Here is a 17063-nt window from a genome sequence, read left to right as displayed (position 1 = left end):
AGGAGAGGCCCCATGCCGGACATTTCTGCCATCCTTTCGCTGCCCTATCTCATGCCGTCGCAGGCCCAGAAGCACGTGACCCACAACGAGGCGCTGCAACTGCTGGATACGCTGGTCCAGCTGGCGGTGAGTGACCGCGACCTGACCGCGCCGCCCGCCAGCCCGGCAGAGGGCGAACGCCATATCGTTGCCAGCGGGGCAAGCGGTGACTGGGCGGGGCAGGATGGCGCCATCGCCACGCGGGACGGGCTGACCTGGATCTTTCAGGCGCCGAAGCCCGGGTGGCGGGCCTATGTGCTGGATGAGGACCAGGTCGTCACATGGCGCGACAATGCCTGGCAGGATGCGGGCGATCTGCCCATGCAGGTTGCAGAGCTTGGCGTCAGCGCCACTGCCGATGCCACCAACCGGCTGAGCGTCTCCGCCCCTGCGGTGCTGTTCAGCCACGCGGGTAACGGCCATCAGGTCAAGATCAACAAGGCCGCCACGGGCGAGACCGCCAGCCTGCTCTACCAAAGCAACTGGAGCGGGCGGGCAGAGATGGGGCTGGCGGGAAGCGATGCCTTTTCGATCAAGGTGTCGCCCGATGGCAGCAGCTGGACCACGGCGCTAGAGGTCGACCCGGATGAGGGCACGCTGGGCGGTGCGGCGGTGCAATCGCATGCCGGCGACACCACGGCGGGGCGGCTCATGCCGGTCGGGGCTTTCGGGCTGGGCGACAGCGCGGGTGGGCTTGCCGCGCCCTCTGACGATGCGGACCTGTGCCTTGCGGCGGGGATCTACAGCTTCACCGCCTCTGGCAGCAATTGCCCTGAGGGCGACCCGTCCGGGGCAAGCCTGATGGTCCTGCGCGGCGGGGCCTCTTCCGCGCGTCAGATCTACGTGGCCGAGGATGGTCAGCGGGTCTGGTGCCGGGGCTATGCTGCCAGCGCCTGGGCCGAGTGGGTCGAACTGTTCACCCAGGCCTCCGTGGTGGGCACCGTATCGGAAAGCGCGGGCAGCCCGACGGGCGCGGTGGTGGAGAGCGGCTCCAACGCCAATGGCGAATACATCCGCTGGGCCGATGGCACGCAGTTCTGCACCAATGGCAATGCGGCGATCGTCACCGACCCGGCCAGTTTCACCGGCACCGTCACCTCCATCGACGGGGGCAAGCTAAAGATCGGGCGCTGGTTCTGATACCGGGCCTGTCCCGCAAGACGACCACCCGCCGTGCGCGCCGTCGCGCGGCGGGTTTTCGCGTTGCCGCCTAGCGGTTCAGGATGTGGCGATGTGCCCGGCTCAGGAATAGCAGTCCAATGGCCAGCAACCCCAGCCCGATCCCGGTGACATAGAGCGGAGAGGCAAAGGCGGCGTCATAGCCGGGATAGAAGCCCCGCCGCAGGATCCCGATGAAATGCACCGCCGGATTGTACCAGAGCACATCGCGCCAGGGCGACGGCACGCTTTCGAAGGTGAAGAAGATGGTCGAGATCAGGAACATCGGGCGCATCAGGATCGACCAGGCGTGGATCCAGACCGGGAAGAGCCCCTGCAGGAGGCAGTTCATGACGCCCACGCCCAGGCCGACCAGGGCAGCCAGCCCATAGGCCGCCAGGATCGCGGAAAGATCCAGCACCGCGCGGGTGTCGAAAAGGGCCAGGATGCCGCCCAGCACCAGCAGCCCGACCATGAGCTGCGTCACCAGGTTCAGCAGGAAGCGCGCCAGGATCGCATCCAGCCAGGTCACCGCCGGGTAGGCCAGCAAGGGACGTGAGAAATCAAGGCTTTGCGCCACCTTGGAGGAGAGATGCGTGAAGAGGAGGAAGGGCAGCATCCCCGTTGCGTAGAACAGCGGAAAGCTGACGCCGAGCGCCGGGGCGCGGAAGCCCATCGAGAAGATGAAGGACAGCAGCGCGATCCCCGCCACGGGTTCGATCACCGCCCATAGGTAGCCCCCGGGCGAGCGCCCATAACTGGTGGCCATTTCCCGCAGCACAAGCGCGCCGATGGTGCGCAGGCCCGCCAGTGGGCGGCGATGCGGCGTCAGGGTGCCCTGCATCTTCTGTTCTGCCTCCTTGGGATCTTTACGATTTGTGATCCTCTCGCCCGTAGTTTGGCGGCGAACAGTGAACAAATTGCCAAGTGCAGAGTGACACAACAGATCCGCCCCCCAGTCCCCGGAACCGAAGTCCCCGGAAAAGCCGAGCCAGCAGCAGCCGGTCGGGCAGGGCCTGCGAGGCCAGCCGGACCCGGTCACGCGGCGGCTGCCGCAAAGGCCCGGTCGCCGGGGGCCGCCGCGCAAGCCCGCCCGCCAGCTGCCGCACCTGCCCCCCAGCCAGCAAGCCAGCCGGCGGCCAGGCCCGCGCCGCCGACGCCGCTGCGCCAGGTGCAGCAGAACCTAGTGGCTCCGCCCGCCGCGGCCGCACGCCCCCGGCGGCGGCATCTGGCCTTGCTGGTCTCCCTCTTGGTGGCGGTGGTTGCTCCGCTGGGGCTCACTGCCTGGTACCTCTGGGGGCGGGCGGCGGATCAATATGCCTCTACCGTGGCCTTTTCCGTGCGGGCCGAAGATCAGAGCCCGGCGGTCTCTCTGCTTGGCGGGATCTCCGAGTTTTCCGGGGCCGGCACGCGGGATGCGGACATCCTTTACGAATACCTGCAAAGCCAGGAGCTGGTAGAGGAGATGGCGGCAGAGCTGGACCTGGCGGCGATCTGGTCCCGGCCCGGCTGGGACTGGGGCGATTCCCAGGCCGATCCGGTCTTTGCCTATGATCCCTCCGGCGCGATCGAGGATCTGTTGGCCCATTGGCAGCGCAAGGTACGCATTGAATACGACAGTGGCACGGAGCTGATCGAGGTGCGGGTGCTTGCCTTTGCCCCGCAGGACGCCCAGCAGATCGCGGAACGCCTGCTTGAGAAAAGCTCTGCCCTGATCAATCGGCTGAGCGATATCGCCCAGGGCGACACGATCCGCTCCGCGCAGGAGGATCTGGAGATCTCCCGGGAACGGCTGCGCGCGGCGCGTGTTGCTGTGACGGAGTTCCGCAATCGCAACCAGCTGGTCGATCCGGAAACGGACGTGGCCAGCCAGGCCGGGCTTCTGGCGCATCTGCAGCAACAGCTGGCGGAAGCGTTGATCGATGCCGATCTTCTGGCCGGGACCACGCGGGCCAGCGATCCGCGGGTGAAACAGACCGCCCTGCGGATCGAGACGATCGAAGCGCGGATCGCGGCGGAACGTTCCAAGCTGGGCATGGATGGCGGCGCGGCGGGCGCGCGGCTAGCAGAGGTCATGGGGCAATACGAGGAACTGGTCGTGGATCGCCAGTTCGCGGAGGAAAGCTATACCTCTGCCCTTGCATCCTTCGACCTCGCCCAGGCAGAGGCCCGACGGAAGAGCCGATACCTGGCCGCCCATGTGGCCCCCACGCGGGCAGAGACATCGCGCTTTCCCGAGCGCGGGCTGCTGCTAGGGTTTGTCGGACTTTTCCTGTTCCTGACCTGGCTGATCCTGGCGATCACGGTCTATGCGCTGAAGGACCGGCGCTGATGATCCGGTTTGAGAACCTGTCGATGGTCTACCGGCGCGGCGGCACCAGGAAGCTTGTGGCGCACCAGATCAACGCGACCTTCCCCTCGGGGCGTGCGGTGGCGCTGCTTGGGCGCAACGGGGCGGGAAAATCGACCCTGCTGAAGATCATCGCGGGCACCCTGAAACCAACGGGCGGGCGCGTTTCGTCGACCGGCTCTATCTCCTGGCCGGTGGGGTTCGCGGGGTCCTTCCACCCGCATCTGACGGGGATCCAGAACACGCGCTTCGTGGCCCGGATCTACGGGGCGGACAGCAGAGAACTGGTCGACTTCGTCGAGGGGTTTGCAGCACTTGGCGGCCATTTCCGCCTGCCGGTGCAGACCTATTCCGCCGGGATGCGATCGCGGCTGGCCTTCGGCGTCTCCATGGGCTTGCCCTTTGACACCTACCTCGTGGACGAGGTCACATCGGTTGGGGATGCTGCCTTTCGCGCCAAGAGCGCAGAGGTCTTCCGCGCCCGGATGGAGAGGGCCGGGGCTGTGGTGGTCAGCCATTCCATGATCCAGGTGCGGGAACTTTGCGACATGGGCGCGGTGCTGGAGAACGGAGAGCTGACGCTTTACGACGACCTTGAAGAGGCAATCGCCCATCACCAGCATGTCATGGCGGGCGCCGCCTGAGCCCCCCATGCCTTTACTAAGCACCTGCTTTTACGAAGAGCCCGAGGGCGCAGGCCGGGCGCATCGAACGCCCGGCCTGCGTCGGGGGCCAAAGCCCCCGGAGCTTGTAGCCGGCGCAGGGTCGTCAGACCATCAGGTCGAAGCCCTTGGTCAGGTCGTCATAGGCGCGCAGCTGGCCAATGAGACCCTGCATCTGCTCGATGGGGATCATGTTGGGCCCGTCGGACGGCGCATTGTCCGGGTCTTCGTGGGTTTCGATGAACAGCGCAGAGACACCCACGGCCACGGCGGCCCGTGCCAGCACGGGGGCGAATTCGCGTTGGCCGCCGGAGGTCGTGCCCTGGCCACCGGGCTGCTGCACCGAATGGGTCGCATCGAAGACCACCGGGTAGCCCGTGCGCGCCATGGTGGGCAGGCCGCGGAAATCGGTGACAAGAGTGTTGTAACCGAAGCTGGTGCCCCGGTCGCAGAGCATGATCTTCTCATTGCCGGTCGAGGCAATCTTCGAGGCCACGTTGCCCATGTCCCAGGGCGCAAGGAACTGGCCCTTCTTCACGTTCACCGCGCAGCCCGTCTCACCTGCGGCAAGCAGCAGGTCGGTCTGGCGGCAGAGGAAGGCGGGGATCTGCAGCACGTCCACTGCCTGACCCACGGGCCCGCATTGATGCGCGTCATGTACATCGGTCAGCACCGGAACGCCGAATTCATCGCGGATCTTGGACAAGATCGACAGACCCTCTTCCATGCCCAGCCCACGGGTGGTGGAGATGGAGGAGCGGTTGGCCTTGTCGTAGCTGGACTTGAAGATGAACTTCGTGCCGGTGGGCGCGCAGGCCTCGGCGATCTTCTCGGCCATCATGCGGGCGTGATCCAGGCTTTCCAGCTGGCAGGGGCCGGCGATCAGGGCGAAGGGTTCGTTGCCGCCGATGGCGATATCGGCGACCTGGACGATCTTGCTCATTTGGCACCTGTCTGGGTTTGAGTGGAGGCATGGATCTGCTTCAGGGCGGCTTCGATGCGGGGCACGTCGGCCGGGTTGTTAAGCTCCCAGAAGACGCGGCCGCGGGCTTCGACCTCCACACAGCGCACGGGCACGCCGGTTTCAAGGAAGCGCAGCTGCTCCAACCCTTCCAGCTGTTCCAGCGGGGTGGCGGGCTGGGCGACATAGGCGGCCAGGGCATCGGGGCGATAGGCGTAGACGCCAACGTGGTGGAAGACAGGCACCGGGTCCGGCAGCTTTTCCGGATCCACGAAGGGGATGACTTCCTTGGAGAAATAGAGCGCATTGCCGGTCACGCCGAAGACGGCGGTGGTGCCGCCGACGCGGCCGTTGCGGCGGTCTTCAAGGAAGTTGGCATAGGTCTGGGGATCGCAGCGCAACACCGGCGTGGCCATGGGGGCAGAGGGATCCGCCTTCATCGCCGCGATCAGCTCTTCGACGAACCAGGGCGGGGTCAGGGGCGCATCGCCCTGGAAGTTGACCACCAGGTCGGCGTCGATCCCGCTCTTGGCCAGGGCGTCGGCGCAGCGTTCGGTGCCATTGGCGCACTCTTCGGAGGTCATGACCACATCGGCGCCGAAGGCCCGCGCGGCCTCTGCGATGCGGTCGTCATCAGTGGCCACGTAGACGGCATCGACACCGGCGATGGAGCTTGCCGCTTCCCAGCTCATCTGGATCAGGCTCTTCCGGCTGCCATCGGGCAGGGCCAGGGTTGCCAGGGGCTTGCCCGGGTAGCGGGTAGAGGCATATCGGGCGGGGATGAAAATCACGGTCTTCATATCGGGATCCGTCAGCAGGGTCACATCACGCCGGCGCGCAGGAAGTCATGGACATGCAGCACGCCCAGCGGGCGGTTCTGTGCGTCCACGACCAGCAACGCACTGATCTTGCGGTCATTCACGAGGGCCAGCGCCTCTGGCGCAAGCATGTCGGGGCCCACGGTCACCGGGGTCTTGTTGGCCACGTCCAGGGCAGGGCGTTGCATCAGCCCTTCCATGTTCCGGCGCAAGTCACCATCGGTAATCACGCCGACAAGCACGCCGTCGCGGGTCAGCCCGGCAATGCCGAAGCCCTTGGAGGTCATGGTCAGCAGCACGTCATTCATACCGCTTTCGACGTCGATCACCGGAAGGCTCTCACCCCGGTGCATCATGTCGCCCACGCGGGTCATCTGCGCGCCCAGCTTGCCGCCGGGGTGGTAGATGCGGAAATCCTCGGGCAGGAAATGGCGCTCTTCCATCAGGGCCACGGCCAGTGCATCGCCCAGGCCCAGGGTCAGGGTGGTCGACGTGGTGGGAGCCATGCCGATGGAGCAGGCTTCGGGCAGCGCCGGCAGGGTCAGCCGGTAATCCGCCGCAGCCATCAGCGTCGACTCGGGGCGCGAGGAGATGCCGATCACCGGGATCGAGAAGCGCTGAGAATGGTAAACAAGGTCGCGCAGCTCAGCGGTTTCCCCGGAGTTGGAGATCAGCAGGCAGATGTCCGCAGGCGTCACCATGCCGAGATCCCCGTGAGAGGCCTCTGCGGGGTGGACGAATTGCGCGGGCGTCCCGGTCGAGGCCAGGGTGGCCGCGATCTTGCGCCCGATATGGCCGGATTTGCCGATGCCGGAAACGATCACGCGGCCCTTGGAGGCCAGGATGCGTGCCACGGCGGCGCTGAAATCTTCGGGCATATGGGCAGCCAGATGCGCAAGCGCATCAGCTTCGGTCTGCAGCACCCGGCGGGCGGTGGCAAGCAGCGTGTCATTGGGAAGGGAGGGGTCCAGAGGCTCGGCCCTGCTCGGCATGTCAGGTTACTCCGATCGGGCCGTCAGGCGGCCATTCCGATAAGGGCCTGAGAGTTAGCATGAACTTCGCGGCAAGGCCATAGGGGGTGACCCCCGTCGGCGGCATCCACGGTCGGGGCCAAGGGGGCACGCTGGCTGAAGGTGAAAGCGGGCGGTACATCCCCATATACCGCCCGGTTTCCTGTCATGTCGGTGAGGGGCGATTGGCTGGGCTTGAATTGCCTGGCGACCCCGGAAGGACTCGAACCCTCAACCTGCCGATTAGAAGTCGGCTGCTCTATCCAGTTGAGCTACGGGGCCATGGCCAAATGCTTCTCAGCGATATGGTCCCGATTTGCAAGTGCTCAGCGCGCCCTAGGTAAGAAGCGACACCAGAACCATGATGAGCAGAATCAAGGCGATGGCCGCACCAGTGAGCCAGAGAGACGGCAATTGGTGGGGTAGTTTTTGCGCGTAACATTTCCCGCAATGCTTGCCGAAAAAACGCATTTTGTGCCCGCAGTCGTGGCAGGTGAATACTCTAATAGTCATGTCCCGTTTTAATCCCCAGAATGTGCACTAAAAATTTACCGGGCTTTTTCTGGCTTACTGATGCCACGCCCGTTTCGGAGTCGATTGCACGCGGGCACCTTGCTGATGTTGATCTTGTTTTGCAATAGGAAGCCAATGCGCTAAGCGGGAGCGCCCGTTTGACTGTGGCTATTAGGCAATAAGACATGCCCGTTCAAATCATGCGCGATCAAGTATGCGTGTCAATCAACCAGATAGGGTTTTCACGCGCACGTTGGGGCGTGGTGATTGGAATCTGCTTATGGGATATGCAGAGAAGGCGTTAGTGCGTATTAAAGTGGAGATTTAAATTGGCGGCATAGATTTATTGCGCGAAAATCTTCGCGCAATTGATTCCCCGCTGCCCGCGCGGAATGAATGGAGGCGTCTGAAGGACTTATCCGGGAGTGGCCCGGGCGGTTGGGAGCGAACGTATAAAAGGGGCGCGGCAGCCGCAGCCTGTAGATCGGGATCTAGCTAGAGCTAACGCGCAATTTTTTTGATTTCTTATAAGTTATCAGACTAGCACCCAAGGTTCCCAAGCGTCAAGATGGGCTCAAGTCGCCAGCATCAAGCGCGATCCTGCCGCTTCGCTTTCTGATGCCCTCATCCGGTACCTTGCCAGATTCCTGAGGGTGCGGGCAGGCGTTGTCGTTGGATTCCAAGCGTGTCGCTTAGCGAGGCGGTGCGAGTGGTGACTTTATAGCACGGAACTTTCGATCCGGGCTCGATCGCGAAGGGCTTCGTGGTCAGCACGGAGGGTGTTTAGGATTGCCCGCGGATCGATTGCGTTGGCTCGCCGGTCAAGCCGGTCAAACAGCGCTCCATCGTAGGCAAGAGGCCCTGCAAGGTTTGCAAGTGCTCCGGTTTTAAGCGCGTGGCCCGGAGGGAAGCTCGGGGCGCTGTTAAGGAGATCATGCAGGAAGTGGGGCTTAACCTCACCCTTCACCGGGTTTGCGCACCAGAGCCCAAACTGGCGGTGTATTCCGCAGAGGCAATCTCGAGTTCGCGAAGGAACCCGTCAATGATGGGTCGTGACACGCGCTGCTTGCGATAGGCAACGCCAACGGACCGCGTCCAGGCAGGCGAGCGCAGCAGGGGAAGCGGCGCCAGTTGCGCATTTTCGACGGAGGTGTAGGCGCTGGAAGTTGTCAGGTAGCTCAGCCATGGCGAGCCCGCGAGCATGGACACCTGAAAGCGCGAGGATGTCGTCTCGCACACCGCTTTCGGCAGTGGAAGCTGCGCCTTGCTGAACAGCGAATCGAGGGCGAGGCGATCAGGGTCAGGACGCGCGGGCAGGATCCACTGAAAACTGGTCAAATCACTGAGAGAGAGCCGCTCCCGTCGCATGAGTGGATGTGCGACGTCGGCCACGATCTGCATCGGACTGTTCAGAAGGGCCCGGTATTCCAGCTCTTCATCCGGAAAGTCGTGCGGTCGGGACATCACGGCGACATCGATCGATCCCTTCAGGAGCTGCGCCTGGAGGGCGGGTGAGAGTTCCTCGTAAAAGTTCAGATCGACTTCGGGGGATTTCTCGAGGAAGCGGCGGGCCGCGGTGGGCACGACACCGCGAACGGTCGTGGCGATCGAGCCGACCCGGAGGCGGCCGCGCTTTGCGCCCAGCATGGCGTCGATCTCGGTGCGGGCTTCCTCCGTCAGGGCCAGGAGCACCTCTCCGTACTGGATCAATCGCTCGCCGTACTCAGTTGGTTTCACGCCCCATGGTCCACGGTCCAGAAGGCGGACACCGACGGATTGCTCCAGGACGCGGATGCCCTTGCTGACCGCCGGCTGTGTCGCGTTCAGCTTGTCGGCTGCGATGCGGAAGCTCGAGTAACGAGCCGTGTATACGAGGTAGCGAAGCTGGCGAATATCCATGCGGCACGATAACCAAAAGTCATCTTAAACGCCAGATTAGTTCATTGCATGCCTTCGGGGTATCGCTTCAGACTAGGCGTATCGACGCGAAAACCGGAAAAAGTCAGCAGGTGAAGGCGACGGCGACAAGTCGTCATGGCCATGTCTTTTGCTCATCGAGTTTTCGTTATTGATCAACAGGGAAAGGGCCCGCGTCGAAGATCCGACGCCCGCCCATAAGGAAAAAAGAATGAGCTTCACACGTTCGCATCTCTTCGCGAGTACTGCCGCGCTTCTGCTGGCCTGCTCGCCGGTCAGCGCCGAAGATCTGGTCATCGGCACCAAGTCTGAACCGTCCTCGCTGGACCCGCAGTTCCACGTCCTCTCGCCGAACATGCAGGTCTCTCTCGCCATATTCGAACCGCTCGTCCGCCAGGACGCGCAAGGTGCGATCGAGCCGCTTCTGGCCGAAAGCTGGGAACTGGCCAGCCCGACGGAATGGGACTTTCATCTCAGGGAAGGGGTGACCTTTTCGGACGGCACGCCGCTGACCGCGCAGGACGTGGTCTTCTCGCTCGACCGGGTGGCGAAGGTGCCGAACAGTCCCACGCCCTTTACGCTGTTCACGCGGCAGATCGCCGGGGTCGAGGCGCTGGATGATACCACGGTACGCATCACCACGAAGCAGGCCTATCCGAACCTGACGGTCGACCTGGTTAACCTCCCGATCATGTCGAAAGCCGCCGCTTCCGGGGACGCGCCCGAGGGGCGGACCACCACCGAACTCAACCGTGGCGAAGGGCTCATCGGCACCGGGCCGTTCACCTTCGTGTCCTGGCAGAAGGGTGCGGACCTCATACTTGAAGCGAACACGTCCTATTGGGGCGAGGCGCCGGACTGGGACCGTGTCATCATGCGGCCAATGACAAATCCGGCAACGCGCTCGGCAGCACTTCTGGCTGGCGACATCGACATGATGGAGGACGTGCCCACCGGGAGCGTTGGCCAGATCGAAGGCGATGCGAACGCGAAGATCGTCTCGGGCCCGCCCGCACGGGTCATCTTTATCGCCCTGGATCAGGAACGGGACGACAGCCCGGGGATCTCCGGAACGGACGGCGAAAACCCCCTCAAGATCAAGGAAGTCCGCGAGGCGCTTTTCCGGGCGATTGATCGTGAAGGGATCGCGAGCCGTGTCATGGGGGGCGCCGCCGTACCGGCCGGCAGCCTTGGAACGCCGAACATGTTCGGGACCAGTGCAGATCATGAGGTACCCGCCCCCGCAGACCCCGAACGCGCAGCGCAACTGCTTGAGGAAGCCGGGTACGGCGATGGGTTCTCAATCACTCTCGGCTCGCCCAGTGGGCGCTACGTCAACGACGCCCGTGTTGCGCAGACGGTTGCCGCGATGTGGAGCCGGATCGGCGTCAAGACTGCTGTTGATGCCGCGGCGGCGCCGGTCTTCTTCAAGAACCGCGACCATCGCGCCTACAGTGCCTACCTTGCGTCCTGGGGCAACAACACCGGCGAGATCGGCACGACCCTAGGCGCCCAGCTGGCGACCTACGACAAGGACGCGGGCCAGGGCAGCGCGAATGCCGGCCGCTACTCGAACCCCGAGCTTGACGCGCTGCTGAGCGAGGCGAGCAAGACGATGGACGATGACGCGCGCGCCAAGCTTCTGGAAGAGGCGGATGCGCTCGCAATGTCCGACTTCGCGATCCTGCCGATCCATTTCGAGGTTCCGTCCTGGGGCTTGCGCGCGGATCTCGAATACGAAGCGCGCGCGGACCAGTTCACGTTGCCGCAGAACGTGACCCGGTCCGAGTGATCCATCGCAGGCCCGCAGCCCTCTGGGCTGCGGGCAACCTCTAACGCGTGGGAGACGCTCCTTGTCGGCTTTCGTCATCAATCGGCTGTTGCAGGCCTTCTTTGTCCTTCTTGTCATGTCCGTCCTTGTCTTTGTCGGGATCTACCTTGTCGGGGATCCGATCTCGATGCTGGTCAGCCCAGAGGCAACGGACCTCGAGCGAGACGCAGTGCGCGAGAGCTTCGGGCTCGATCGGCCGATCTTCGTGCAGTACATCACCTTCCTGGGCAGCGCGCTGCAGGGGGATTTCGGACGCAGCTTCCTTACCGGCGAGCCCGCGCTGCAACTTATTCTCGAACGGATGCCGGCCACGGTCGAACTCGTCGGCTTTGCGATGTTCTTTTCCGTCGTCATAGGCGTCCCACTCGGCATCATCGCGGGGCTGCGCCCCGAGGCGACGTTCTCCAAGGTGATCATGACGGGCTCGATCTTTGGCTTCAGCCTTCCGACTTTCTGGGTCGGCATGGTCCTCATCATGCTCTTCGCGGTGCAACTTGGCATCCTGCCGACATCCGGTCGGGGGGAAACGGTCCAGGTTGGCCCGATCGAGCTGAGCATCCTTACCCTCGACGGCTTGCGACATCTGATCCTGCCGGCGCTGACCCTCGGTCTGACGAAGGCGTCTCTTATCATCCGGGTCACCCGCGCGGCGACGCGTGAGATCCAGGCGATGGACTACATCAAGTTCGCCCGCGCCAAGGGGCTCTCCTCCTCGCGAATCCTGCGCGTTCATCTGCTCAAGAACGTGCTCATCCCGATCATAACCGTGGCAGGGCTCGAATTCGGCCAGGCGCTGGCCTTCGCCGTTGTCACCGAGACGGTCTTCTCCTGGCCCGGCATGGGCAAGCTGCTGATCGACTCGATCCTCACGCTCGATCGGCCCGTGGTCGTCGCCTACGTGCTCATCATGGTCCTGTTCCTGGTCCTGCTGAACCTCGTGATCGACCTTCTTTACATGGTGATCGACCCCAGTTCCCGCGAAAAGGTCCGTGACTGATGACTGTGCAACCCACTTCTGCCGACAGACCCGCCCGCACCCGCGCCGATACGCCGTTCCGCCGGATCGTCCGGCAGTTCTTCGAAAACCCGCTCGCCGTATTCGGCCTGATCATCCTTGTCGGTCTTACGGTTCCGTCTTTCCTGGCCCCCTGGGTCGCGCCGCAGAACCCTTACGACATCGGCACGCTCGATATCTTCGATTCGCAGCTGCCCCCGCTCAGCACGTCCTCGTCGGGTGACATCACCTACTGGCTTGGAACCGACGGACAGGCGCGGGACGTGCTCTCGGCCATCCTCTACGGGATGCGCACGAGCCTGATCGTCGCCTTCAGCGCCGTCGCAGGCGCACTGTTCATCGGGACCGCCGTTGGTCTTATCGCGGCCTATTTCGGCGGCGTGGTCGATGCGATCCTGATGCGTACGGTGGACATCCAGCTTTCCTTTCCGGCGATCCTCGTGGCGCTTGTCCTGTTGTCGGTGCTGGGCCAGGGGATCGACAAGGTGATCATCGCCTTGATCGTTGTCCAATGGGCCTATTTCGCGCGCACGGCCCGAAGCTCGGCGATCGTGGAGCGCAACCGCGAATACGTGCTGGCGGCGCGCAGCCTCTCGCTTGGATCGCGTCGGATCATCTTCCGCCATATGCTGCCGAACACGATGCCGCCGCTGATCGTCATCGCGACCATCGACCTTGCCCACGCAATCACCGCAGAGGCAACGCTGTCCTTCCTTGGCATCGGCGTGCCGGTGACGGAGCCGTCACTTGGCATGCTCATCGCGAACGGGTTCGAGTTCATGATGTCCGGCGAATACTGGATCTCGCTCTTTCCCGGTATTGCCCTGACCCTGATCGTCCTCGGCATCAATCTTGTCGGTGACCATCTGCGCGACATTCTCAACCCGAGGAACGCCCAATGACCGCCCGCCAGACGACAGACACCATGCCGCTTCTGCGAGTGCAGAACCTCCAGACCCATTTCCTCACGCGCTTCGGAGCGGTGAAGGCGGTGGACGGCGTCGACCTTGAATTGGCACCCGGGGAGATCCTTGGTCTGGTCGGCGAGTCGGGCTCCGGCAAGTCCATCACCGGGTTTTCGATCCTTGGTCTGATCGACCCGCCGGGGCGCATCGTCGGCGGCAGCATCGAGTTCGATGGCCGCGACCTGCTGGCCATGAAGGAGCGGGAGCTGCGCCGGCTGCGGGGCAACGACATCGCAGTGGTGTTCCAGGATCCGTCCATGACGCTCAACCCGGTTCTCAGGGTCGATACCCAGATGATCGAGGCGATCCAGGCACATGAGACGGTCAGCTCCGCGGCGGCCCGGCAGCGGGCGCGGGACGTGCTGGTCAAGGTCGGCATCCCGTCGCCCGACGAGCGGCTGCGCTGCTATCCATTCGAGCTGTCGGGTGGCATGCGGCAGCGGATCGCCATCGCCATCGCACTGTTGAACCGGCCGCGCCTGATCATCGCCGATGAGCCCACCACCGCGCTCGACGTGTCGATCCAGGGGCAGATCATCCACGAGGTGAGAGAGCTTTGCCGGGAAACCGGCACCGCGCTGATCTGGGTGACGCATGACCTCGCGGTCATTGCCGGCCTCGCCGACCGCATCGCGGTGATGTACGCGGGCCGGATCGTCGAGACGGGCGAGACGGACGAGATCATCCATCACCCGATGCATCCCTACACGCGCGGCCTGATCGATTCAGTCCCGTCGGGCAGCACGCGCGGCGCGCGGCTTCATCAGATCGAAGGCATGACACCTTCGCTGCTTGAGCTGGGCGAGGGCTGCGCCTTCCGCGACCGCTGCCATCGCGCGACCGAGCAATGCCGCGAGACGCCGGGCGTCACGTCGCTTGGCAACACACGCGAATTCCGGTGCTGGCACCCCGAGACTGGAGGAGATCAATGACCGAGGCCCCAATTCTCGAGATCCGCAACCTGTCCAAGACCTTTTCACAACCGGTGAGCCTGGGCGGTCGGATCACAAATCTCTTCGGCGGCAAGAACCGCCCCGTGAATGTGCAGGCCGTCCAGGACGTGGATATCACTGTCGAGAGCGGCGAGGTCGTGGGCATCGTCGGCGAGTCCGGCTGTGGCAAATCGACGGTTGCCCGGATGCTTGCCGGGATCAGTACGCCCTCGGGCGGGAGCGTGCGCTGGCGTGGCAAGGACGTGGCCGAGATGACCGCAAAGGAGCATCGCGCCTTCGATCTTGGCGTTCAGATGATCTTTCAGGATCCCTTCGCCTCTCTCAACCCACGTATGCGGATCGTGGACATCATCGGCGAGGCGGCGGTCAAACATGGCCGGATCAGGCGCCGTGAGCAGCGCGACTACGTCGGTTCCCTGATGGAAAAGGTCGGGCTGTCGAGTGCCTACATCGACCGGTTCCCGCACCAGTTTTCCGGCGGCCAGCGCCAGCGCATCGGGATCGCCCGGGCGCTCGCGGTCAACCCGAACCTGATCATCTGCGACGAGTCCGTCGCCGCGCTCGACGTGTCGATCCAGGCGCAGGTCCTGAACCTTTTCATGGATCTGCGGGACGAGCTCGACCTCACGTATCTGTTCATCTCCCACAACCTGGGCGTGGTGGAGCATATCTCTGACCGGGTGGTGATCATGTACCTTGGTCGCGTGGTCGAGGTGGCGCCGACGGACGCGCTCTATGGCGATCCGAACCATCCCTACACCCGTCTTCTGATCGATCAGGTGCCCAGTCTGGAGGCCGGCAAACGCGACTACGCCCCGATCGCGGGCGAACTCCCTTCGCCGCTCAATCCGCCGCCGGGCTGCGCGTTCAACCCGCGCTGTCCCTGGGCGACCGAGCGCTGCCGCACGGAGCGTCCGGCGCTGCGTGAGATCGCCCCGGGGCGCCTTTCGGCATGCCATCTGAACGATACGGCCTGAGCCACACGCCGCTTTTCCAACGAAAAACCGAGCTGACAAGAGAATAACATGACTGCAGAAACACCCGACCCCGTCCTGCGTAACGACATGCTGTCGACGGACGCCGTTTCGGCGCTCGCTGACCGCAAGGCCCCGACCTTCATCGCGCTGAGCGACCGGCTCTGGGGCATGCCGGAACTGCGTTGGGAGGAGGTCCGCTCCGTCGAGGAACACATCGCGGCGGCGGAAGCGGAGGGCTTCACCATCACCCGCAACCTGGCGGGAATGCCCACCGCCTTCATGGCTGAATGTGGCGAGGGCGATATCACCATCGGGTTCCTGGGCGAATACGACGCGCTCGCGGGTCTCTCGCAAGAGGCAGGGCTGACCGAACAGAAACCGCTGGAGCAGGGCGGCAAGGGGCATGGCTGCCACCATAACCTGCTAGGCAGCGCGTCCCTGCTGGCCGCCGTAACCCTGCGCGACGCGCTGGCCGAGGCCGGGGTCAAGGCCCGGGTGCGCTATTTCGGCTGCCCGGCAGAAGAGGGCGGCTCTGGCAAGACCTACATGGCCCGCGAAGGCAGTTTCGACGGTCTCGACGCGGCCTTCTGCTGGCATCCGGCGCCCTACAACGCTGTCATGTCCGCGGCCACGCTTGCCAACAAGCAAGCCTATTTCCGCTTTACAGGTCGGTCGTCCCACGCCGCCGTCAGCCCCGAGGTCGGGCGCAGCGCGCTTGACGCGCTTGAGCTGATGAACATCGGCATCAACTTCATGCGCGAACACATGTCGTCGAACTGCCGCGTGCATTATTCGATCACCGACACGGGCGGGACATCGCCGAACGTGGTGCAGGGCTACGCCGAGGGTCTCTATCTGGTGCGCGCGCCCCGATTGGACGAGGCGGAGGACCTCTATGCGCGGGTGCTGCGCATCGCCGAGGGCGCGGCTTTGATGACCGACACGACCTTCGAGGTGGTCTTCGACCGCGCGACCTCGGGCATCCTGCCGAACCGCGCTCTCGAAGAAGCGATGCACGAGGCGTTCGAGGCAATCGGCGCGCCGGCTATGACGAGACCGACCACGAGTATGCCGACCGTCTTGCCGACGCTGCGCTGACCGACAGCGACCGCCGCGCCAGCGCAGCGGCGTTCGGTGCCGAACTGGAATACCCGCGCAATCTGCACGAGGGTATCCTTGCTCTGCCGACAGAGCCGGGGCTGTTCTTCGGCTCTACCGATGTTGGCGATGTCAGCAACGTTGTTCCTGTTGCGCAATGCCTGACGGCGACCACCGTCATCGGCACGCCTTTCCACACCTGGCAGACGGTCACGCAGGGCAAGATGCCCCACGCCCACAAGGCGATGGTTACCGCCGCCAAGGTGATGGCCAGCACCGCCGCCCGTGTTGTGCGCGATTCCGACCTGCGCAGTGCGGCACAAGCCGAGTTTCGCAAGCGCCGGGGCGGAGAGGCCTATCGATCGCCGATGCCGGATGACAAGACACCCCCGAAGAACTCCCGATCGTCTTGACAGGAGAGGGGTGGATCGCTCGCTTGGGCCGACCTTGCATTGGCAGGTAGGCCGGACCACTCGATGGGGTTAGCTCAGGTGATCGCCCGGCGGAAACAAGGCAGCGTTCGACCCATTCTTGGCGGTTGCGAACCTGCCCTAGGCGAGGGGCAATGGCGTTCGGGTGGGGAGGTTTCCTCGGGCGGCAAGCGGGCCTTGCCCCTTGGGCCCTCCCCGGAGGGCATCCCAAACATGACAGTTTCATGGTGGGCGGGCGGTACGGGCATCCTTGTTCCGGAATTGCATTCGGCAAGGAGCAAGTGATTGAACTATGGGCATCTGCCCCTCCGGACAGCTGGGATGACCCGTTTTTTTCGGTCTTGGGCACCGGCAAGTAGACAAGC

General features: G+C 64.1%; 15 protein-coding genes and 1 tRNA gene. 10 read left to right on the top strand and 6 right to left on the bottom strand.

The features are described 5' to 3' along the window. Positions 1 to 12 precede the first annotated feature (12 nt). Positions 13 to 1179 (top strand): DUF2793 domain-containing protein, encoded by a 1167-nt coding sequence (locus tag HCZ97_RS20615; protein ID WP_254871529.1) that lies wholly within the window; start codon positions 13 to 15, stop codon positions 1177 to 1179. 70 nt (positions 1180 to 1249) lie between these two features. Here HCZ97_RS20615 and HCZ97_RS13530 read toward each other — a convergent pair whose 3' ends face one another. Continuing rightward, the gene (locus HCZ97_RS13530; RefSeq protein WP_167689249.1) at positions 1250 to 2041 is read right to left on the bottom strand and encodes an ABC transporter permease; all 792 of its coding nucleotides are present in this window, start codon (positions 2039 to 2041) and stop codon (positions 1250 to 1252) included. Positions 2042 to 2383: 342 nt separating this feature from the next. Here HCZ97_RS13530 and HCZ97_RS13525 point away from each other — a divergent pair, with 342 nt between their 5' ends. Together HCZ97_RS13525 and HCZ97_RS13520 are read left to right on the top strand one after the other, a co-directional pair. Next, positions 2384 to 3529 carry a capsule biosynthesis protein gene (locus tag HCZ97_RS13525; protein WP_167689248.1) on the top strand — a complete coding sequence of 382 codons (1146 nt, stop codon included), beginning with the start codon at positions 2384 to 2386 and terminating at the stop codon, positions 3527 to 3529. After that, a complete protein-coding gene (locus tag HCZ97_RS13520; protein ID WP_167689247.1) occupies positions 3529 to 4191 on the top strand; it encodes an ABC transporter ATP-binding protein in 663 nt (220 codons plus the stop codon). Before HCZ97_RS13525 ends, HCZ97_RS13520 begins: the two co-directional genes overlap by 1 nt. A 124-nt stretch (positions 4192 to 4315) precedes the next feature. On the opposite strand, the gene kdsA is transcribed toward HCZ97_RS13520, so the two are convergent. From kdsA to HCZ97_RS13495, 5 genes are all read right to left on the bottom strand, one after another. Next, positions 4316 to 5152, bottom strand: coding sequence for a 3-deoxy-8-phosphooctulonate synthase (gene kdsA, locus HCZ97_RS13515; protein WP_167689246.1), 837 nt, complete (start codon positions 5150 to 5152; stop codon positions 4316 to 4318). Beyond that, positions 5149 to 5970 carry a 3-deoxy-manno-octulosonate cytidylyltransferase gene (locus tag HCZ97_RS13510; protein WP_167689245.1) on the bottom strand — a complete coding sequence of 274 codons (822 nt, stop codon included), beginning with the start codon at positions 5968 to 5970 and terminating at the stop codon, positions 5149 to 5151. The genes kdsA and HCZ97_RS13510 overlap by 4 nt, the downstream gene beginning before the upstream one ends. A gap of 20 nt (positions 5971 to 5990) precedes the next feature. Continuing rightward, on the bottom strand, positions 5991 to 6980 hold the full coding sequence (locus HCZ97_RS13505) for an SIS domain-containing protein (protein WP_167689244.1): 990 nt from the start codon (positions 6978 to 6980) through the stop codon (positions 5991 to 5993). Between the two features lie 223 nt (positions 6981 to 7203). Further along, positions 7204 to 7280, bottom strand: a tRNA-Arg gene (locus HCZ97_RS13500). A gap of 1194 nt (positions 7281 to 8474) precedes the next feature. Next, positions 8475 to 9410, bottom strand: a complete 936-nt coding sequence (locus HCZ97_RS13495) for a LysR family transcriptional regulator (RefSeq protein WP_167689243.1) — start codon at positions 9408 to 9410, stop codon at positions 8475 to 8477. A gap of 229 nt (positions 9411 to 9639) precedes the next feature. Between HCZ97_RS13495 and HCZ97_RS13490 the strand changes: the two genes are divergently transcribed. The 7 genes from HCZ97_RS13490 (at position 9640) to HCZ97_RS20475 (ending at position 16680) form a co-directional block, all read left to right on the top strand. Further along, positions 9640 to 11220: an ABC transporter substrate-binding protein gene (locus tag HCZ97_RS13490; RefSeq protein WP_167689242.1), complete on the top strand. Its 1581-nt coding sequence runs from the start codon at positions 9640 to 9642 to the stop codon at positions 11218 to 11220. A gap of 61 nt (positions 11221 to 11281) precedes the next feature. Continuing rightward, positions 11282 to 12256, top strand: a complete 975-nt coding sequence (locus tag HCZ97_RS13485) for an ABC transporter permease (protein WP_167689241.1) — start codon at positions 11282 to 11284, stop codon at positions 12254 to 12256. Then, a complete protein-coding gene (locus HCZ97_RS13480) occupies positions 12256 to 13176 on the top strand; it encodes an ABC transporter permease (protein WP_167689240.1) in 921 nt (306 codons plus the stop codon). Before HCZ97_RS13485 ends, HCZ97_RS13480 begins: the two co-directional genes overlap by 1 nt. Next, entirely contained in the window at positions 13173 to 14171 is a 999-nt protein-coding gene (locus HCZ97_RS13475; protein ID WP_167689239.1) for an ABC transporter ATP-binding protein, read from the top strand. Before HCZ97_RS13480 ends, HCZ97_RS13475 begins: the two co-directional genes overlap by 4 nt. Further along, entirely contained in the window at positions 14168 to 15169 is a 1002-nt protein-coding gene (locus tag HCZ97_RS13470) for an ABC transporter ATP-binding protein (protein WP_167689238.1), read from the top strand. The genes HCZ97_RS13475 and HCZ97_RS13470 overlap by 4 nt, the downstream gene beginning before the upstream one ends. Before the next feature lie 48 nt (positions 15170 to 15217). Then, the gene (locus HCZ97_RS13465; RefSeq protein ID WP_217701787.1) at positions 15218 to 16267 is read left to right on the top strand and encodes an amidohydrolase; all 1050 of its coding nucleotides are present in this window, start codon (positions 15218 to 15220) and stop codon (positions 16265 to 16267) included. A 224-nt stretch (positions 16268 to 16491) separates the two neighbouring features. Then, positions 16492 to 16680, top strand: a complete 189-nt coding sequence (locus HCZ97_RS20475) for a hypothetical protein (protein WP_217701786.1) — start codon at positions 16492 to 16494, stop codon at positions 16678 to 16680. Positions 16681 to 17063 lie beyond the last annotated feature (383 nt).

It is taken from the genome of Pseudooceanicola sp. HF7 (assembly GCF_011806405.1).
Lineage (GTDB): Bacteria > Pseudomonadota > Alphaproteobacteria > Rhodobacterales > Rhodobacteraceae > Pseudooceanicola.
The sequence above is the reverse complement of the archived record's forward strand: the minus strand, read 5'-3'. Positions and strand labels throughout refer to the sequence as shown.